The sequence below is a fragment of the Nostoc sp. CMAA1605 genome (genome assembly GCF_021596505.1).
In the GTDB taxonomy this organism is placed as follows: Bacteria; Cyanobacteriota; Cyanobacteriia; order Cyanobacteriales; family Nostocaceae; genus Trichormus.
Map to the genome: position 1 here is coordinate 1 of NZ_PJIZ01000090.1, position 20015 is coordinate 20015.

Genomic DNA, 20015 nt, shown 5'->3' on the forward strand with positions numbered 1-20015 from the left:
ACTGTCCTTTGATTTTCAAAATCGGTACAGATTCGCCTGTTAATTTCTGTTCATCAAGCAGGGCTTTACCTTTAATGATGCTGCCATCTACGGGGATTTGTTCGCCAGGATAAACGATGACTGTATCTCCTGCATGGACTTGCTGAATGGGGATCTGCATTTTTTCCCCATTGCGTTCTACCCAAACAAACTGTCCTAGTGAATTGAGTAAATCTAGGGTTTGCATTTTGGAGGAACGGGCGGTGCGATCGCGGATATTTTCGCCAATTTCAATTAAACTCAACATTAAGGATGGTGTGAGGAACTGACCTTGGACGGTAGTCATGGCGATCGCAATAAAGTCCAAAAAGTCGATAGTAAGTTTGCGTTGGGTGACAATTCCGGTTAAGGCTCTCTTGAATACTGGTAATGTGGCTAAGGCAATAGTCCCCGCCGTCAAGAACGATGGGATCGCTACTCCTAAAGGCCCGCCTAAAATCGCTAATCCTGTAGCTAAAACCGATAGTTGCATTCCTGGCCAGGAAGCTTCTTCTTGCTCCTCTGGGGTGGCTAATGATTGTTTAGTGTTGATGGGGACAATTCCAGGATCACCAGCTGCCACAATCAGACAACTGAGACGCGATCGCATTTTAGCTTCAGCAACGGCATTGTGTTTGTAGACAACTACCAAGGAAGCCGCCGCCGGCTGAATCCGAGTTTTCGTAATTAAAGTATCAGCTTCCAACAAAGCTACCAGCCGCTTGGCGTAATCTGTATCGTAGCGCAACCGAGGTACACGCCAGCGTAATCTTCCTGGCACTGCATGAACAATACTATGGGTAACTGGTGCAATCTGCTTTGGGGATACAACTTGAAGCGGATTTGCAACTATTGAGCCATTGAATTGGTTTTGTGTCTGATAGGCAGTTATGGAAGTTACAGCTACTTCTTCCGCCTGCTTCTCTACAACTTCTAGAGACTGATGCACAGGAGGTGATGCTAGTTGTACGGTTGTTTGTGCCATTGATAGATCCTTGATGCGGTAGATAAACTTGGTGTTTCGTGGTCTCTTGCGGAAAAAAGGCGATTAATACCTCCAGGCAAAAAAAGTTTCTGCCCCTGATTCTCAGCATTAACCTCCATCTCCTCAAGACGGACATAAATGCAGATTTATGATTAGTTGACAATGCTGTAGTTTTAGACAGCGATCCCCGTTGACGGCATCCCAAAACACCCCAAATTTGGTTGTGGGATGGACATCTTACCCTTCATCGGCTCTTGGTTGAGCCAGATACTCACCGGACAAGATGGATAATTGATTTGCGGGAAAGTCTTGAATGTAGATTGCTGATTATTGGCTGTTATTTGCTGTATATCTACCGCCACTGGACTAGTGAGGTAATTCCGCGCTAGCAGGCTGAACAGGCGTTGTAGATATTGCGGTATATTTAATTTTCTGTAATGTGTGCAGTGCTGTTTTCTCGGTCGCGGTACAGCATCGGACGCTGATGCAGAATCTTCCATTTTGAATCCTCCAAATATTTCTACAAACGAACAAAATTAATAAAAAACCGCTTTGGTGATTGTATGGGGAATTTTGACTGTTTACAGTGGTAAATTCGCCATAAAATTCAGAGAATAAGACAGTGCTGAATATTTCATTTCAGCCCACCAACTGGATATATAGACTGTTTGCTTGACTGTGGTGGTGGTATTCTCTGGCTCAGTCATCTGTTGAGTCACTACTGGTTCAGATGTAACTGGCGTTGACTGCGGTGCTGGTGTGGAAACTTGGGCGGGATTTGTCTCTAGGGCTAATTCCATGAGACTTACCCAACGAGATATAGCTATTTCTGCGTTAGCTTTGTAGGCTATGGCAATTGATGCTGCATCATGATTGATGCGTACGCTCTCGACTACAGGATCAGCTTGCAACAGCTTTTCTAATCTCCGACCATAGGCGCGATCGCTGGTCAATATTGGTATATGAAACCGAATTCTTCCAGTTATTTGATGTAATACACTGTAGGTCACTTTTGCTGACCATTTCACCGATTCTCTATCTTTTTTAACAATGACAGGTTGATTTGAAGCAGGGGGGCAGGTTTCTGAAACTGCTGCTGTATCATCCTGAGCAACATTTTCACCACTTAGTTTATCAGCTAGGCGTGGTTTTAAATAATCAATTACCCTGCGCGCGGCATCGGCGGTAATCATATAGACGGGAATCGAGGCTAAACCACTGATCCCTAACCTGCTGGTGACAGCTAAACCCGCCATTAAAGGAATGAACGATATAGTCTGTTCTTGCCAAAATTCCGTCGATTTCCAAGCTGCAAAGGGGTCGGATACAGGGGAGTCTGGAGTTATTTGAACATTCAGCTTTTGCAATATCCCCAACATTTGCGACAGCGATATTTGTCGCTCATCAAAGCTCACTACCAAGCTGCTGGTGCGCTCATTGATAGTCACTTCCTTGACGGCTGGATACCGTCGTAAGTATGAGACGATTTTTTCACAGTCGGAGCTAAAACTATCGTCAGTCGCTTTGATGCGTATGCGCCCCTTTGTTGCGTGTACAACTTGCATACTAGTAGCAGAAAGTATTAATTGTGGCTCTCTCACCACTTTACTGCTATTCGTATTCACTTTTAATCCATCGCTGTGACGCTGAGTTAAGGTTAAGTCAGGGAATCTTGGCAGATACGAATGCGGTCTTAACCTTTCGCGACTAATAACAGTTTGTGCCATTTATTCGATAGCTACACCCAGCTTGAGGTTAACAATAGGTTAAGTATACATTAAAAATTCTTGTTGGGTATCATTCTTAAGAATCTTTTTTTCTTATGTATTCTGGGCTACATTTTTTTGGTATTCTGCTTCTGTGACAATATCTAAATTAGATTCTACTCGGTCAAGAAAAACCAGTCCATTGAGATGGTCGTATTCATGTTGGAATATACGTGCTACAAAATCAGAGAGTTCTAGAGTTTGTAATTTGCCGTCACGGTCGGTATATTCGACTTGAATTGTTTGATACCGGGGAACTAAACCTCTTACACCTGGAACACTAAGACAACCTTCCCAACCTTTGACAATCTCTGTTGAGTGAGCCACTATCTTGGGATTGATCATTGCGGTTGGTGGCATTTCTGGCGCATGGGGATATCTGGGGTTAGGACGAGAAGCCACGATAAATAATTGCACTGATTCCGCAACTTGGGGTGCAGCAATGCCGACACCATTAGCGTTGGTAGCAGTAGTAATTAAATCATCAATTAATTTTTGAATACGTGCATCGTGAACATTTTGCACCTCAACCGCTTGCTGACGTAAGGTGGAATTGCCTAATGTGATGATGGGTAATGATTCAGACATAATTCATTTAAAATTCAAATATTTTGGGCGTTGGGCATTGGGCATTGGGCATTGGGCATTGGTATAAAATATACCTTGTCTCCCATTCCCCATTCCCCATTCCCCATTCCCCATTCCCCATTCCCCAATTTACCCTTCTCTCTGTACGGGTAACGGTGCTGGTTTGACTGCGATTTGTTCGGTTTGTCCTTCCCGTTCTACTTGGACTTGTAGGGGACTACCGATTTTACTTTCTTCTACTAGTTTTTGTACTTGTTCTACTGTGGTGACTGGTTGATTATTAATGCGTTGGATGACATCTCCAGCTCTAAGTCCTGCACTGGCGGCGGGGGAACGAGGGGCAATTCTCACTAAGAGAACACCTTTATCAGATGTAATGTTAACGCGATCGCTAAATCTCTCATTAATTCTTTCTCGAATTTGCGGTGTCAGCGTTACCATCTGCACACCCAAATAAGGATGATCTACCCTACCCTTCGCAATTAATTCTTGGGAAATCTTCTCTACTGTTTTAATGGGAATGGCAAATCCCAAACCTTGCGCGCCGCGAATAATTGCTGTATTCATGCCAATTACTTGACCATTGGCGTTCAGTAGTGGGCCACCGGAGTTTCCTGGATTAATGGCTGCATCTGTTTGTAAGTAGTCCACACGCTTATCACTAGCACCAATATCACTGCTAGAGCGACCAGTCGCACTAATAATTCCAGAAGTCACCGTATTATTCAATCCCAAGGGATTACCAATGGCGATGACGGGTTGTCCTGGTTGTAAGGAGTCTGAGTTACCTAAAGCAACTGTAGGTAAGTTATTGGCATCAATTTGAATCACAGCCACATCTGTTACAGGGTCTTCGCCCAACACTTTGCCGTCAAAGCTTCTACCATCTTTGAGGGTGACTGTCACTTGGTCAGCACCATCGACCACATGAGCATTAGTTAAAATCTGACCGGATTTACTAATAATAAATCCCGAACCGCTACCCCGTTCTACCCGTTGTCTTGGTTGTGAGGGAATATTTTCACCAAAAAAGCGACGGAAAAAGGGATCATTAAATTCGTCGGGAACACGAGATGTCACAGTTCTAGCAGAATCAATCCGCACGACTGCACCTCCCACCCTCTGCACAACTTTCACCACAAAGTTGGGATCACCAGAAGATGGGATGATGGGGGGTGGCGCAGCCTCTGGAGTTGGTTCTGTGGCCGTTTGAGCAGCAATTTGGGCTTGGGAATCATTTGGTTGGCTTTGTATTGTCCGACTAGGTAGTAGGGAACAGCCTCCCAAAGATACTAGTGCGACCCCACCAAAAAGCATTAACTTTAGACTGTTAATTCTTCTTTGTGCAAACAAACTGCGAATATTGTACTCTCGTGTTTTCATGTGTCTTTTTGTCTCCGTGTTGGTCTGGGGGTGCTAGGATCTTGCCTAATTGGTGTTGCCCAAAATGATTACAACTCAAAAGCTACTTTCAGGTCTAAAGCATTTACAGACGAGATTAATGTTGCTGATATCTTCTATTGTGACGATTAGCGGCAAAGGTGGTAAATGATGGAAATTACTATTGACATTTTATGGAGTCAGGTACTAGAACGCTTACAAATAGAATTATCCCGCCCCACTTTTGAAACTTGGATTAAAACTGCTCATGCAGAAAGATTAGAAAACAATTGTTTATTTATCGTTACACCTAATCCTTTTGCTCGGAATTGGTTACAAAAGTATTACATCAATACTATTGCCCATGTCGTTCACGATATTTTGGGATATTCCGTAGAAATTTATATCAAAGTGGCTCAGAGTGATGTGGTTGAGGAACTGGGGGAATCAGCAGTGATGTGGGAATTACCAACCCCAAATCCGATGCTAGAAACTGGACACAAAAAAAGACAGCCAACTACAGATTTAAATGCTAAGTATGTATTTTCTCGGTTCGTGGTGGGTGCAAATAATCGCATGGCTCATGCGGCTTCCTTAGCAGTGGCGGAATCGCCTGGGCGGGAGTTTAATCCTTTATTTTTGTGTGGTGGTGTAGGTTTAGGCAAGACTCATCTGATGCAGGCGATCGGCCATTATCGCCTAGAAATTTGCCATGATTCTAAGATATTTTATGTCTCTACAGAACAGTTTACTAATGATTTAATTACGGCGATTCGCAATGATAGTATGCAGAGTTTCCGAGAGCATTATCGGGCGGCGGATGTGTTGTTAGTAGATGATATTCAGTTTATTGAGGGGAAAGAATACACCCAAGAAGAATTTTTCCACACTTTTAACACTTTACATGAGGCGGGGAAGCAAGTTGTGATTGCCTCTGACCGTCCCCCTAACCAAATTCCCCGCTTACAAGAGCGTCTTTGTTCACGCTTTTCGATGGGGTTGATTGCGGATATTCAGTCTCCTGATTTAGAAACGAGAATGGCTATTCTGCAAAAGAAGGCGGAATACGAAAATATTAGATTACCCCGTGATGTGATTGAATATATTGCCGTGAATTATACTTCTAACATTCGGGAGTTAGAAGGGGCTTTAACTAGAGCATTAGCTTATATTTCCATTTGGGGTTTACCGATGACAGTAGAAAATATTGCCCCTGTTTTAGTAACTCCCACGGAAAAATTTGCGGCGACACCAGAGGCGATTTTAAAGGTAATCGCGGAGAATTTTGATCTCTCTATTGAAGAGTTGAAAGGTAATTCCCGCCGCCGGGAAATTAGCTGGGCGCGGCAAATTGGGATGTATTTGATGCGGCAGCATACTGATTTAAGTTTCCCCAGAATCGGTGAGGAGTTTGGGGGTAAAGACCATACAACTGTGTTATATAGTTGTGAAAAAATTACTCAGTTGCGGGAGAGCGATCGCTCTCTGTCACAAATTCTGAGAAAATTGAGCGATCGCATTAATATGAGTAGTGCTTCTCAACGCAAATAAATACTAAAAGTTTTCCACAAGCATTACTCTTTTCACTCTCTAAAATTACTCTAAAATGTTAAGTATTGTATAAAAATAGATTAATATTAAATATTTTCTGTGGAAAAATCACCTGTTTTTGTGGAAAACTTGATCAAGTATAATTGCTCTGTGGAAAACTCTCAGGTTTTTTCCACAAGTTTTCCACAGCTATAAGTTTCATAGATATAATCAGCAACTGATTGCAGCTAAGTTTTCCACAGTTTCCACAATGTTTAGTCAGCTTTGCTGTCCAAAAAAGTGTGATTTTTATTGTTGGTTATTGACCATGATCATACTCAACACATGAAACAACACTTGTTTTCGTACTGTCCTGGGAAAAGATGAAAATGATACGATAAGACTCCTGTTTGATTTTTAAAATCACTCAATTCCTAGTCCCCAATCCCTAGTACCCAATTTCCCAACTATGAAATTAGTTTGCTCCCAAAGTGACTTGAGTGCGAATCTTTCCCTTGTTAGTCGTGCTGTACCTTCTAGACCGACTCATCCCATACTAGCCAACGTGCTACTACAAGCAGATGCTCAAAATAATCAGGTGAGTCTGACTGCTTTTGACCTCAGTTTAGGAATTCGCACTAGCTTTAATGCAGAGGTTTGGCAAGAGGGAGCGATCGCACTGCCGGCTAAATTATTAGTAGATATTACCTCTCGTTTACCAGAGGGAGAAATCACCCTCGATGATGAATCTACGGATAGTAACACCACGGGAGAGGGTTTAGTTGTCACCCTCACCCCCAAAAGTGGACAATATCAATTACGGGCGATGGGTGCAGAAGAGTTTCCCGAATTACCCCTAATTGAAAATACTGAAGCTATTTATATCAGTGCTACGGCATTAATTGAAGGTTTGCGGGGTTCTTTATTCGCTACAAGTGCGGATGAAACTAAACAAGTTCTGACAGGAGTGCATTTAACAGTTAAACAAGACACCTTAGAATTTGCTGCGACTGATGGACACCGTCTAGCAGTGGTAGAAACCACTAATGAACGTCCCTTAGAAGAGCATGAACAGCAATTAGAAGTCACAGTTCCCGCCAGAGCCTTGCGCGAACTAGAGCGAATGTTAGCGCATAAGGCCGCTTCTGATGAACCAATAGCCCTATACTTAGACCAAGGTCAGGTAGTGTTTGCATGGGCTAATCAACGCCTGACTAGTCGCACCTTAGAAGGTCAGTATCCTGCTTATCGTCAACTGATTCCCCGACAATTTGAACGGCAAGTGACAATAGAACGCCGTCAATTTTTAAGTACATTAGAGAGAATTGCTGTATTAGCAGATCAAAAAAATAATATTGTCAAACTCAGTATAGATGCTAACGAGCAGAAATTAACTTTGTCTTGTGAAGCTCAAGAAATGGGTAGCGGTAGAGAGTCAATGCCGGCTCAAATTACCGGCACAGATATAGATATTGCCTTTAACGTTAAGTATTTAATGGAAGGTTTAAAAGCTCTGTCAGCCTCAGAAATTCAAATGCACTTAAATCAAGAATTAACTCCAGTAATTTTTACGCCGTTAGGCGGTTTAAAGATGACTTATTTAGCTATGCCAATTCAGTTGAGAAGTTAATATTCCCAGTGATGGTTTCAAACTTGTAGTAAGGAATTTAGTCCTTACTACTGACTAGATTGTTTAATAGGAATTGCAATCCGAAATTCTGTGCCTACACCTAATTGCGAATCACATTCAAGCACACCACCATGTTTATCTACAACAATGCCATAACTAATTGATAATCCTAAACCAGTACCTTTACCTACAGGCTTAGTAGTAAAAAATGGATCACAAATTCTGTTTCTAAAATTTTCGGGGATACCGGGGCCATTATCGATAATTTGAATGACAACACTTTGAGTATTGTCTGCTAACTCGCCCATACTAGTACGGATGATAATTTGATGTTGATAATTTTCGGATGGCGATCGCCGATAATCCTCTAAAGCGTCGATAGCATTACTCAAAACATTCATAAATACTTGATTCATCTGTCCGGCATAGCATTCTACTAAGGGGATATCGTTATACTCTTTGATGATACTAATTGCGGGAATATCTGATCTAGCTTTGAGACGGTGCTGTAAAATTAACAAGGTACTGTCTATACCTTCATGAATATTCACAGCTTTCATTTCTGCTTCATCAAGGCGAGAGAAATTCCGTAAGGACATGACAATTTGACGGATGCGTTCCACGCCTATTTGCATAGAACCTAAAGTCTTGGGCAAATCCTCAGCTAAAAATTCTAAATCTATCTTTGCTGCTAAATTTTGAATCGCTTCATTCCTCACAGAAAATTCCTGCTGATAAAGCTCCAACATCCTCAACAAATCTGTCGCATATTCACTCACATGAGAGAGATTGCCATAAATAAAGTTAACCGGATTATTAATTTCGTGGGCAATCCCTGCTACCAACTGTCCCAAGGAAGACATTTTTTCAGTTTGAATCAGTTGGCTTTGAGTTTGTTGTAAATGATGTAGTGCTTGAGTTAACTTTTGGGTTTGTTGTTGTGTTTGGTTCAGGAGTTCGGCCTGTTGTAGTGCTACTCCTAATTGGGCGGCAATTTGGGTGATGAAATTAACTTCTGAAGTTTTCCATTGTCGGGGGGTTGAGTGTTGATATGTGGCTAACAAACCCCAAAGTTTCTGACCAACAAAAATAGGGGCGAGAACAAAACCCTTAATATGATAACTTTCTAAAACATTAACATGACATCGGTCAAATCCCATGTGATGAATGTCATTAACCGTAAATGTTTGATTATGACGATATCTTCCACCTTCAGTTTTTTGTAAGTAAGTATCATTCCAAACTGAATTAACACCAAGTTTAGATTTATATGACCAGTGTGAATTAACTGCTTCAAAATCACCGACGAATTCACCACCCCATTCAGCATTAAAACGATAAACTGAAACGCGATCTGCTTTGATCAACTGACAGACTTCTTCCGTGGTAATTTTAAAGATGGTTTCAGTATCTAGAGATTCCCGAATTTTAGTAATGACACTAAACACAGCCTGTTGTTGTTCTGCGGTTTCTTGCAGTTCTAAAGTGCGTTTAGCAACTTGTTGTTCCAAGTTTTCATTAAAAGCTTGTACTTGTTGATATAGTTCATATTGCTGAATTGCAGCAGCAAAATGTTTACCTAGTGCTTGCGCTAGTTCTATATCTTCATTTGTCCAAGCTTGGGCTTGTCCTTTTTTGCACTCCCGCCATAACTCAAATGATAAACGGGGGTAAAGTTGTCTTTGATCAGGATCATGTTGACCAGCCCAAAGAGTTTCGGTTTCTATATCTTGGCGGAAAATACTTAAATAACCTAATAATTGTTGCCGATATTCTAGGGGAATGATCAAAACGCTACGAATCTGAGTCCCTTGAAAAGCAGGTTGTAAACTTTGCCAAGCAGGAGTTTGATAGATATCGGAAATTGCCGAAACGCGATAATCATGGAATTTATAGTGTTCCTGCCAAGCACTATATTGCTCTACGAGAGGATAGATTGTGGGTTGGGTAATTATGGGTTGTTGACCGCAAGTATAAAGTTGCACACAATCCCCACCAGGAATTAAACATTCACTTAAACTTTTTTGATGACCATTTTGCAGGTCAAAAGCTTGGTTTCTCAGACACAGACGACCACCAACGCCATTAAAAGCTTGCACTGTGGCTTCTAAAGCTGGTTGTAAAACAATGGTGGGTAAGGAGTGTAGTAGGGTTGCAATGTGGTTGATGATGGCTTCCCGTTGGGCTGTGGCGCGGGCTTGGGTGAGGAGTTCACTTTGGGCGATCGCAACAGATAATTGATCTACAACCATCTGCATAGCCGCTAATTCCTCTTTTGAGATTTCGCGGGCTTCAGAGTGATGGGATACCAATAACCCCCAGACTGTATCTTGATGGATAATCGGCGCGACCACGGAAGATTTTACACCCATTGCCTTTAAATACTTGATATGGCAAGGATCTACAGGTCGATAGCGAATTTCTTCAGAAATTTGTTCTCCTGTTTCTGAGTTGTATAAACCACTTTGACCAATTTCCCCAGTTTCAACATTAACTGCACAACGCACTTTAGATTTGAGAAACAATTCTCTAGCTTCACGGGGAATATCATCGGCGGGAAAATTTAAACCTAGCAGTGAAGGTAGACGATGTTCATAAATTGATTCCGCAATAACTTGACCGCTACCATCTACATGAAATTTATAAATCATGACTCGGTCAGTTCCTAGCAAGGAACGTACCTCCGCCGTTGTTGCTGTGATGATATCTTCTAACTCTAAAGACTGACGAATCCGATTTGTAATCCGACGCAGTAAACTTTCTTGATCAAGGTTTACCAATAAGTTAGCTTTAGCGATCAAAGACATTGTTTTTATTTAAATTAATGTCAGAATGTTTTGTGATTTTTATAAATCTAAAAACATTGTGAATTTTGTTTAATGCCTTGTCTACGGTAAAACTACGGTCAAAATTTTATTGATTTATTGATATGTCGTTACATTAATTTATATTTTAAAAATATGAATAATTTTTAGTTAGTCAGGTGATTAATTTAGCAAGATTTTTTTCATCAAAAACATCAGAATCAGCCATAAAATACTATTCTGAAAATAGACTAAATATAGCTTTTATCGGTCATTTATGACCTGAAAGTGGTGAATTTGCGGCTTTTTAATTGTGTGACTTTAGCATCCACTCCTAAAAACAATATCCCCAATTTCTCGAAAGAAATCAGGGATTTAAAAGTATCAAAAATTACGATGATTAAGCTTTGGCAATATCAGCGAAACGGATTTTCAAGTAGTCTTCTTCCATTTTCGCGCCTGCGGGTTGGAGTGCGGCTAAAGCTTGAGGTAATACCAAATTACGCCGATGATTACCAATAGTAATGTTTAATTCATCACCTGTTTTACTGAGTTGAATTTGATTTTTAGGTATTCCAGGTAAGTAAAGTTCTAAGCTGTATTGATTTTGTTCCTGCACTACTCTAACGGTGGTTTCTTTGTAATATACCTGGGTAGGATCTTCGTCTTTGTAGAGAGTTTCTTTTAACCGTTCTAAGGCAGCTAAACCACACATTTCCTCAGAAAATAGCGGTACTTCCTTGACTGGTAGGGGCAGAAAGTTATCATGAATTTCTTGACGATATTCCTCCTGATTTTGTTTCCATCTTTGGAAAAATGGATCTTGCACTTCAGCCGGGATAATGCGATTAGCCACAACTAAATCAGTAGCGACATTATATAGACTCAGATAGGCATGGGCGCGCAGAGATTCTTTAATTACCATTTTTTCGGGATTGGTAATTAAGCGGACTGAAGTTTGAGTGTTATCTGTTAACACCTTTTCCAAAGCTTCAATCTGCTCATAAAATTCATAAGGTGCATCCATTACCTCTTTGTCTGGTAAGGAAAACCCTGCAATGGGTTTAAAAATCGGTTCAACTAGGGGACGCAATGCAACAGAGATGTTTTGAAATGGTTTGTAAAACCGTCGCATATACCAACCACCAACCTCTGGTAGACTCAGCAGTCGTAATGCTGTACCGGTGGGTGCAGAGTCGATAATCAAGACATCATACTCGCCTTCATCGTAGTGGCGTTTCATTCTGACTAAGCCAAAAATTTCGTCCATCCCTGGTAGAATGGCTAATTCTTCGGCTTGTACTCCGTCTAAACCCCTAGCCTGTAAAACTTGGGTGATATATCGCTTAACTGCACCCCAGTTACCTTCTAGTTCTTGTAGTGCGTCTAGTTCTGCACCCCATAAGTTAGGGCGAATTTGTCGGGGTGCGTGTCCAAGTTCAAGATCAAAACTATCAGCTAATGAGTGGGCAGGGTCGGTACTCAAAACCAGTGTACGATATCCTAATTCTGCACAACGGAGTCCAGTCGCCGCCGCAACCGAAGTTTTACCCACGCCGCCTTTACCTGTCATTAAAATTACTCGCATGGATGATTCTGCCCTGCCTGAGAATTGTTTACATTTGTTTACCTTACTTCTATTATCAATGGTTTTGGGGCTGGGGGCATGGGGTATTCTGATGGGTTTAGGGGTTTAGGGGTTTAGGGGTTTAGGGGTTTAGGGGTGTAAGGGTGTAAGGGTTTAGGGGTGTGGGGGTTTAGGGTTATTGTAAGTATTTTTTCCCTATTCCTTGTTTTCTTGTAATAGTTGATCTAGTTTATTTTCGATGTCTGAGAGTTTTTTGAGGATGGTGGGGCGATCGCCATCGACGGAAAGTAGTAAGTTAAAGATGCCTTCTTGTACCTGTATCAATCTTTCTACTGATTTTTGCAGTTGAATCATTCCTTCCCTGAGTTCTTGACGTTCTTCTCTGGTGTCTGCCATTTCATCTAACATCGCTTGGACAGTTTTAGCGTTAGTTTCGATGAGTTGTTTCAGTTCTTTATCAGCCATAGCGATCGCTCTTTTGGGTTCAGTATATTATTTCTTTTATTAAATGCTTCAGTGATTTTGCAGTCAGTTTACGCAAAATTTGCTTATTCGTCTGTATTTTCTAGGTTTACCCCCAAAGCTTGTAACCTCGCCTTGAGTTCTTCTACTTGATTTTCTGCTTTGCTTGCTCTTTCTTCTGCTGTGGGTAATAATTGCTTGTCTGGGCTAAAAAACCGTAGTTTTGACTCATAAACACCCAAAAACAACTCTAGCTGTTGACTCCATAACCATCCTTGAGAATTCGGTTCTATAGGCTGATATTTACCACTAACTAAGCAAAAACCTTGAAATTCCAAAGTCACTGGATGAAACCAAAAATATTCCGGTGTGCGAAAAGTCTCTTGGTATAGCTCAAATTTAGTTCCTTTATCCACCTTGGCAGTGCTATCTGAGAGTAATTCCACAATCACGTTAGGATATTTACCCTGTTCTGCCCATAATACCCAACTTTTGCGGGGACGGTTTTCACAACCTAAAACTACAAAAAAATCTGGGCCGCGAAAATCTTTGGTGGTAATTTGCTCTGGACTAAATATATTGTTAAATTCCCACTGGCGTAGAAATCATTACGGTTACGCCACCACCACTTGAGACAAGCCAACAACAATTCTATTTGTTCTCGGTGCAGATCACTTTCCACGGGTGGCTCATCACTCCACAAATCACTAGGTGGAATGATAATATCTTCTACCTCTGTATGTATAGTGTCCGCAGTTACTTCCGAATCTTTAGCAGCCGTCATAACACTGAGCGACGATATTGATTAATTTTAGTTTAAGGCTAATTTCATTGATTATTTGTCGGTTGGGAGAAATGCTGTTTCAGTACATCTAAGCGTGAACAGTGCCAATAATCAATATGAGAATTAATTAAGCCATTGGAATTAAGTCCTAGTTCACTCCAGCCAGAGATGGAAATGCGGGGTTTCCAAGGTAGGGGAGTATTCCAACTCAGTGTCCATTCGGTTTTGATTGTGTTTTCCAATTTTTGAATATTATGCAAATCCATCCGGCAGTTTAAAAACCAAGTTTGGATGAATTTAATCATTTTTTTATATCGCTCAACACCGCGAAAATTATTTAATGGGTCTTGAAAATAAACATCATCAGCATAGATGTTGTAGGTTTGATTAGCGGGAAATCTTTGGTAGTCTGCTTTGAGAATTTCGATAATATCCATTTATTCATTTGGGTTAGATTCTACTTCTTGCCAAAGTCTTTCTAATTGTCTGCGCCAAGCTGCTAAAACTTCTTCTCTATCTGCTGAAGTTTGGTTAATTTCTCCTAATAACCCTTCTGCATAGAACCGTTCTAGGTTTTGCATGGTGGCTGGGAGAGATTGTCCTTGTTGTTTAGCGGCTTTCACAATTTGGCGGATGCGGGTTTCAATGAGGCTATTGAAGACTTCGTTCAAGCCTGAACTGTGTAAAGAGATGAGTTGAGCGATCGCACTCTGTAAATCAGCACTGACTAAAGTATGGCTATGATGGTGATACACTCCCCAAATTACGCCTTCATGTAGGGCATAGCGGACTGCTTGAGTAGTATCAAAGTTTGCTGCTAAAAACTGTTCTAGAAATGGTTGTGCGGCTTGTAATGGCACAATGGGTAATAACACCCGCAACCAAGTTTCATCTTCTGATAGCAATACCAACAGTCTAAATCTAGACGTATCTATTTGCCATGAGCCGGATGCAAGTGTTTGTACGTCGGCTGTACCGAATATCTCAGTCAGAGTTCCCGCTATTTCTTCAGGTGTCACGCTACTTTGCTCCGAATTCCAAGTTCAACAGAAGAACACTAGCGTTAGATAAGTTTAGGGTTACTTTAAAAATCTACCACCTTCACCTCACACTTAGTCACCTGAGAAGGGTAGAAATTTGCTCTTTTAGGGACTTCCAGAAAATAAACTATCCAAATTTATTTTCTTTAAAACAACCGTTTTCCCCCTGCCCCCTGCCCTTTCAAGGGTAGGGGTTTAAGAAAGGGGCAGAAAAGCAGGTAAAATATACAACTGTTATCAAACCGCAAAAATCCGCAAGTCAGATAAAGCGAAGAATTGAGGGTGTCAGGGAGAATGCTGTTAGGAAAAAATGAGGAATTAAGGCAATGGACTAGAACAGTGATAGAAAAGATGCCCCATCTGTCCAAGTCGCAAGCATTGATACTATAGGACTAGGATTTGATTTCTGAAAAAACTCCGTACATCTGAAGGGACATAAAATCAAACATAGTATTTCGGAGAAACCACTCAAACATCCACTTTAAATGGCGAAATGTTGGAATTAAAGCACAAAAGCGTCGAATCCAGGTTTTCGCTTGTAACCAAATATCCTCTATAGGATTTTGCGATGGACAATTAGGAGCAAAACGAATGCAATGAATTTTCCATTTTTCTGGCGGTAAACCTTGATTTATCTCGCCTAAAAAGTCTTGAACTAAATGTGAACGATGATAAGAAGCACCATCCCAAATAAGAAGCAATCTTTGGTCGGGAGACTGGTCTAATAAATAACGTAAATAATCAATCGTATTCTTTGAATTACCAGCATTATATGCTTTCAAGAGTAGCTTTCCGTCGAGATAATCAACTGCACCATAATATGTCTGCTTATCTCGTTCATTAACGACTTCAATTGCTATCTCTTGGTCAGTTCTTCCCCAAACATAACCAGTTACGTCTCCCCATAATAAATGACACTCATCTATTAGTAATACTCTCAGCTTTCGTGCTTCTATCTCCTCTCTGTTGCTTGCCAGCAATGTTTCAATTTGTTTTTTTTTGCCGCCACCACCTCTTGATCAGCCTTTGGATTCAAGCCTGTAGTCTTTTTCCAACTAATTCCTGCTGCTTCAAATAAATCATAGTAACTTCGTTTCGATTCGTAGATGACATCATATTCAAATGCTAATTTATATTCCAGTTCACCCAGCTCCCAAATTTCTTTAGTTTGCAACCAACTTAATACTTGGAGGAACTGTTCATCACTCAAATAACTTTTTCTGCCTTTATAGTTTAAGCGCAAACCCAAAATTCCATTTTCCTGGTAAGCTTGCTTCCAGCTTGTTATTGAACCAACTGACACATCTAAAATTGTTTGAATTTCTTCATACTTGTAACCTTGATAAACTAGTTTTACTGCCAAAGCTTTTCTTACTTCACGAGCATCTGGATGACTATCTATAAATTCTTGTAGTTCTGCGATCACTATGTCCGCCGCAGGTATCGCCATTTCTAGATGCTGGTTTATCATTGTTCTTTATTAGACAGGTCTCTCTGACCGTATTATCTCGCAGTTTTTTTCAGAAATCAAATATGATTCCTATAGTCCTATATCTAATGAAAATGTTACCTTTATTCTATCAAAAGCACTTAAAAAGTCAATTGAGTTTAGCAGAATACCTGTTCATCAAAATTTTGGTGAACATATTACAGTCAATTAAAAACGTGAATTTAGAAAAGTTAGCGAATGGGCTACCATTACCAATCAAATTTTAAAGTAGGAGAAAAAGAATACAAAGATTTTTATCATTACCGAATTTCACAATTGAGAAAATTTGGTTTCCGATTATTAAAGAATGGTTATCAATATATTGTAGCGAAGAAAAAATAATTTATCTAGCAATTGATAGAACTAATTGGAAGCGCATAAATTTATTTATGGTAAGTGTAATTTGGGATAAAAGAGCATTGCCAATTTATTTTAAGTTATTACCAAAATTAGGGAATAGCAACATATCTGAGCAACAAGAGATACTATCTCAAGTGATGCCACTTTTTCAAAAGTATAAAGTATGTGTATTAGGTGATAGAGAATTCTGTTCTGTAAAACTAGCGAAATACCTTCAAAGCCTGGATGTATACTTTTGCTTACGATTAAAAAAGAACGAATTTGTAGAAGTTGAAAAAGATATTTTTGCGGAGTTAATTAGTCTGGGTTTAGCACCAGGTGTATCGTTGTTTATTCAAGGTGTGAAAGTCACAAAAACTCGTGGTTTTATCAGTTTTAATGTGGCGTGTAAATGGAAACGTAAAATCAAAGGAGTATCACCCAAAGAAGGGTGGTTTATCTTAACAAATTTTGACAGTCTGGAATTAGCTATTGCTGCATATGAAAGGAGATTTGATATCGAGGAGATGTTTAGAGATTTCAAGCAAGGAGGTTATAATCTAGAAGAAACTAATGTAACTGGTGAACGCTTTATTTCTCTAGTTTTATTGATAGCAATTGCTTATTCTTCAGCCACAATTACTGGTCAAAAAATCAAACGCCAAGGAATACAGAAATACATTGCTCGGCTCAAAGAATCTGGTCGAATGGAACGGAGACATAGTAGTTTTTATATCGGACTATATGGTCAAAGTTGGGTCAATTTCAAGGATATTTGTATGGATATGGTCATGGAATTGATGAGATTGAATCGCAATAAATGTACGTATTATCAACAGGGTCTAAGAGCTATGAGGCTTATAGAGTCTTTCTCCTAGCTTATTTCGTCTCCCCTTCAGATATTGACTATTGACTAATAAACTTATGCACCAAAGTTCTGGTCGCTGGCGTTTAGGGCTGGCGTTATCTTTGCTGACCGTTTTTTTATGGGGAATTCTACCTATCGCCCTCAAGGTAGTATTACAAAAATTAGACGTTTACACCGTTATTTGGTTTCGCTTTTTAATATCTTTTGTTTTGCTGGCTGTGTACTTAGGAATGCGCGGTCAATTGCCAAAGTTAAGACAATTGAATGCTAATTCTGGCAAATTATTAGCGATCGCTACTCTCATGTTAGCGGCTAATTACTTTTGTTTTATGCACGGTTTAGCCTTGACATCACCCGCTAACGCAGAAGTGATTATTCAACTAGCCACATTACTATTAGGCTTTGGTGGTTTAATCGTCTTTCAAGAAAGATACAATTTGCAGCAATGGTTGGGTGTCGGTGTTTTAACTTTAGGTTATACATTATTCTTTCGCGCTCAACTCACTAATTTAATTACTCCTTCTAGTACCTATATTTTTGGTAGTGCTTTATTAGTTTTAGGCGCAGTAGTTTGGGCAATTTATGCCTTAGCTCAAAAACAATTATTACAATCACTATCTTCCGCCAATATTATGTTAGTCATTTACGGCGGATGTGCTTTACTATTTACTCCGTTGGCGCAAGTAGACAAAATTCTGACTCTCAGCAGTTTTCATTTCATCATTTTGCTATTTTGTGGTCTTAATACCCTCATTGCTTACGGCTCCTTTGCTGAATCTTTAGAACATTGGGAAGCCTCAAGAGTCAGTGCAGTATTAACTCTAGCACCAATTTTTACTCTAATTTCCGTAGAAGTTACTTCCCTCATAGCACCTAATTTAATTCCTCCAGAACGACTGACTCTTTTAGGACTATGTGGTGCTTGTTTAGTCGTAGCTGGTTCAGTGGCGATCGCTTTAAAAAAATCCCAGTGAACAAGTAGAACAAGGTAAATAATTAAAGATTTGTAGTGTACCCCTTCCCTTCTCTATGAGAGGCTACGCCAACGGTGAAGCAAGCTAAACGTGGCATTTTGCACCAAATAAATGATGTAGAGACGTTGCATACAACGTCTCTACAGTACAGAATAAAACGCTATCTATAGCTACGCCAGGTAAGCTACATCAAGAAACTGTATAGGCAAATAATTTCCAGTTATCAAAGCGGATTCCTATATATCAAACTTCTCCAGATAGGTCTACGTGTATCTAAGTAGAACAAGAGAACTCTTCAGTAAATTTAAGTAATTTTACTGTTGATAAAAATTGATGAAACCTGGATTAATGATGTGGCTATGGAATACTGTAGACTTGGTTGCTTTAAACTTAATACAAATTCACATAAATCCTGAGAAAAGTGGATTTTTCATCTCAATTCCTAATCAAAGCTTCATAAAAAGTTAAGTAGATTTCTCAACCCTATTAGCCTAAGTTAAACGTTAGAAAGTATGTGAGAAATCTTGTTAGCGATCGTTATTTTCAGAAGATTATCACCCATGACAACAACACTGTTTAAGACTATCGGTGCTGCTACAACCTTAGCGGCTATCGCTTTAACTGCTAGTTCTGCTAATGCTGCTACCATATCTTACTCAAACGGTACAGATTTTGCGGTGACAGATTTTACCGATAAGGTAATCAATATCAAGAAGTTCGACTCATCTCTTGGCACACTCAAAAGCGTAATATTGGAATTTGAAGGCACGATTACTGGAGGGGCAGGGTTTGAAAACAGAAGTAGCAGCCCCGCTGACGTACAAGCTACCCTCTCTAGTAACTTGTCCTTGAAGTTAGATAACATCCTGGTTCAACTTAACCCACAGAACGTTTCTAGTTATCAAGTTGCTAGTTATGATGGTATCCTCAATTATACTGGTGCATCAGGAAGAACTGTTGAAAATCTCTTAGCAAATCAATCTGGTGTAAGGAATTACACTGATAGCCAAATCCTGCAATCCTTTATTGGTAGTGGAAATTTAAACTTCTTGTTCTCTGCTAAGGCTACATCTTTAATTACAGGTTCTGGCAATATGGCTTCTTACTTTGACACATTAGCTAAAGCAGGTGTTAAAGTAACTTACGATTATGATCCCGTTAAGTCTGTACCCGAACCCTCTGCTGCATTAGGATTTGGTCTATTTGCAGTTATTGGTCTGTTATCTCAACGCCAAAAAATCCGTCTGAAAGCATCTAAGTAATGGAACGTGTTGAGTCAATTCTACTCTACTGATTAATTGGGATCACGGTGAATCGAACACTAGAAAGCAGTGCTATTAGCAATAGCACAACTAAAAAATCAATTTGAAAAAACCTGGGTTGTAGAAAATAAACCTGGGTTTTTTATTTTGACCTCTATCCAGTGCGATCGCACATTTGATAACTAGATTTATATTTGTATATTAAAATACATACTTACGTAGTTAATTTATTGATAAGAATGATAATGATAAAATTTTTCAATAAATTCGATAGTTCTTTTGCTGTGATCCCTCGCTATACTACCGCTAGCAAGCGTTTGGGAGCGATCGCAATTTAATGCTACAAACTCTGTTTTTACCTTGACTAATTAAATAGGTTAAGAGAGACTAACTAATGACGGATGTGTAGACTTATAAGAATAATAACTTTTGTAAACTTTCTGAGATATTTATTTTGAGAGATGGAACATTAGTTAAAAAAATGGCTAGTTTGTCCTTAAAGTAACAA

The 20015-nt window shown here is 39.9% G+C and carries 15 protein-coding genes and 2 pseudogenes; 5 read left to right on the forward strand and 12 right to left on the reverse strand.

All coding sequences use genetic code 11. The features are described from left to right. The 5 genes from CV014_RS23555 to CV014_RS23575 all read right to left on the reverse strand — a co-directional run. A partial coding sequence (locus CV014_RS23555; protein ID WP_442946940.1) for a P-type ATPase occupies positions 1 to 1003 on the reverse strand: 1003 nt, incomplete at its 3' end. A gap of 173 nt (positions 1004 to 1176) precedes the next feature. After that, positions 1177 to 1503: a hypothetical protein gene (locus tag CV014_RS23560; RefSeq protein ID WP_236144242.1), complete on the reverse strand. Its 327-nt coding sequence runs from the start codon at positions 1501 to 1503 to the stop codon at positions 1177 to 1179. A gap of 81 nt (positions 1504 to 1584) precedes the next feature. Next, complete coding sequence (locus CV014_RS23565) at positions 1585 to 2730, reverse strand: HMA2 domain-containing protein (protein ID WP_236144243.1); 1146 nt, start codon at positions 2728 to 2730, stop codon at positions 1585 to 1587. Positions 2731 to 2823: 93 nt separating this feature from the next. Next, a complete protein-coding gene (gene def, locus CV014_RS23570) occupies positions 2824 to 3357 on the reverse strand; it encodes a peptide deformylase (RefSeq protein WP_236144244.1) in 534 nt (177 codons plus the stop codon). A gap of 129 nt (positions 3358 to 3486) precedes the next feature. Then, positions 3487 to 4740: an HhoA/HhoB/HtrA family serine endopeptidase gene (locus CV014_RS23575; protein WP_236144245.1), complete on the reverse strand. Its 1254-nt coding sequence runs from the start codon at positions 4738 to 4740 to the stop codon at positions 3487 to 3489. A 168-nt stretch (positions 4741 to 4908) separates the two neighbouring features. Here CV014_RS23575 and dnaA point away from each other — a divergent pair, with 168 nt between their 5' ends. Together dnaA and dnaN are read left to right on the forward strand one after the other, a co-directional pair. Next, positions 4909 to 6288, forward strand: coding sequence for a chromosomal replication initiator protein DnaA (dnaA, locus tag CV014_RS23580; protein ID WP_236144255.1), 1380 nt, complete (start codon positions 4909 to 4911; stop codon positions 6286 to 6288). A gap of 448 nt (positions 6289 to 6736) precedes the next feature. Next, complete coding sequence (gene dnaN, locus CV014_RS23585; protein ID WP_236144246.1) at positions 6737 to 7897, forward strand: DNA polymerase III subunit beta; 1161 nt, start codon at positions 6737 to 6739, stop codon at positions 7895 to 7897. Positions 7898 to 7944: 47 nt separating this feature from the next. Here dnaN and CV014_RS23590 read toward each other — a convergent pair whose 3' ends face one another. The 7 genes and pseudogenes from CV014_RS23590 to CV014_RS23620 all read right to left on the reverse strand — a co-directional run bounded on the left by CV014_RS23590 (position 7945) and on the right by CV014_RS23620 (position 16046). Beyond that, positions 7945 to 10704, reverse strand: coding sequence for a GAF domain-containing sensor histidine kinase (locus CV014_RS23590; protein WP_236144247.1), 2760 nt, complete (start codon positions 10702 to 10704; stop codon positions 7945 to 7947). Positions 10705 to 11101: 397 nt separating this feature from the next. Next, positions 11102 to 12289, reverse strand: coding sequence for a TRC40/GET3/ArsA family transport-energizing ATPase (locus tag CV014_RS23595; protein ID WP_236144248.1), 1188 nt, complete (start codon positions 12287 to 12289; stop codon positions 11102 to 11104). A gap of 195 nt (positions 12290 to 12484) precedes the next feature. Next, positions 12485 to 12754, reverse strand: coding sequence for a hypothetical protein (locus CV014_RS23600; protein ID WP_236144249.1), 270 nt, complete (start codon positions 12752 to 12754; stop codon positions 12485 to 12487). An 83-nt stretch (positions 12755 to 12837) separates the two neighbouring features. Continuing rightward, positions 12838 to 13535, reverse strand: a pseudogene (locus CV014_RS23605) (Uma2 family endonuclease). A 44-nt stretch (positions 13536 to 13579) separates the two neighbouring features. Next, complete coding sequence (locus CV014_RS23610; RefSeq protein WP_236144250.1) at positions 13580 to 13972, reverse strand: DUF2358 domain-containing protein; 393 nt, start codon at positions 13970 to 13972, stop codon at positions 13580 to 13582. After that, positions 13973 to 14554 carry a hypothetical protein gene (locus CV014_RS23615; protein WP_236144251.1) on the reverse strand — a complete coding sequence of 194 codons (582 nt, stop codon included), beginning with the start codon at positions 14552 to 14554 and terminating at the stop codon, positions 13973 to 13975. Positions 14555 to 14967: 413 nt separating this feature from the next. After that, positions 14968 to 16046 (reverse strand): IS630 family transposase gene (locus tag CV014_RS23620; RefSeq protein WP_236144252.1). Its coding sequence is split into 2 segments (ribosomal slippage): positions 14968 to 15578 and positions 15578 to 16046, totalling 1080 coding nucleotides; the frame shifts between segments, so codons are not numbered across the junction. A 92-nt stretch (positions 16047 to 16138) separates the two neighbouring features. Between CV014_RS23620 and CV014_RS23625 the strand changes: the two are divergent. The 3 genes and pseudogenes from CV014_RS23625 to CV014_RS23635 all read left to right on the forward strand — a co-directional run bounded on the left by CV014_RS23625 (position 16139) and on the right by CV014_RS23635 (position 19507). After that, positions 16139 to 17281, forward strand: a pseudogene (locus CV014_RS23625) (IS4 family transposase). 46 nt (positions 17282 to 17327) lie between these two features. Next, on the forward strand, positions 17328 to 18245 hold the full coding sequence (locus CV014_RS23630) for a DMT family transporter (RefSeq protein WP_236144253.1): 918 nt from the start codon (positions 17328 to 17330) through the stop codon (positions 18243 to 18245). Between the two features lie 560 nt (positions 18246 to 18805). Then, positions 18806 to 19507, forward strand: a complete 702-nt coding sequence (locus CV014_RS23635; RefSeq protein WP_236144254.1) for a choice-of-anchor E domain-containing protein — start codon at positions 18806 to 18808, stop codon at positions 19505 to 19507. Positions 19508 to 20015: the final 508 nt, after the last annotated feature.

Bases quoted from the DNA above. Each gene is read 5' to 3' on its own strand.
- CV014_RS23560 (WP_236144242.1), bottom strand. From the start codon at position 1,503: ATGGAAGATTCTGCATCAGCGTCCGATGCTGTACCGCGACCGAGAAAA.
- CV014_RS23565 (WP_236144243.1), bottom strand. From the start codon at position 2,730: ATGGCACAAACTGTTATTAGTCGCGAAAGGTTAAGACCGCATTCGTAT.
- def (WP_236144244.1), bottom strand. From the start codon at position 3,357: ATGTCTGAATCATTACCCATCATCACATTAGGCAATTCCACCTTACGT.
- CV014_RS23575 (WP_236144245.1), bottom strand. From the start codon at position 4,740: ATGAAAACACGAGAGTACAATATTCGCAGTTTGTTTGCACAAAGAAGA.
- dnaA (WP_236144255.1), top strand. From the start codon at position 4,909: ATGGAAATTACTATTGACATTTTATGGAGTCAGGTACTAGAACGCTTA.
- dnaN (WP_236144246.1), top strand. From the start codon at position 6,737: ATGAAATTAGTTTGCTCCCAAAGTGACTTGAGTGCGAATCTTTCCCTT.
- CV014_RS23590 (WP_236144247.1), bottom strand. From the start codon at position 10,704: ATGTCTTTGATCGCTAAAGCTAACTTATTGGTAAACCTTGATCAAGAA.
- CV014_RS23595 (WP_236144248.1), bottom strand. From the start codon at position 12,289: ATGCGAGTAATTTTAATGACAGGTAAAGGCGGCGTGGGTAAAACTTCG.
- CV014_RS23600 (WP_236144249.1), bottom strand. From the start codon at position 12,754: ATGGCTGATAAAGAACTGAAACAACTCATCGAAACTAACGCTAAAACT.
- CV014_RS23610 (WP_236144250.1), bottom strand. From the start codon at position 13,972: ATGGATATTATCGAAATTCTCAAAGCAGACTACCAAAGATTTCCCGCT.
- CV014_RS23630 (WP_236144253.1), top strand. From the start codon at position 17,328: ATGCACCAAAGTTCTGGTCGCTGGCGTTTAGGGCTGGCGTTATCTTTG.
- CV014_RS23635 (WP_236144254.1), top strand. From the start codon at position 18,806: ATGACAACAACACTGTTTAAGACTATCGGTGCTGCTACAACCTTAGCG.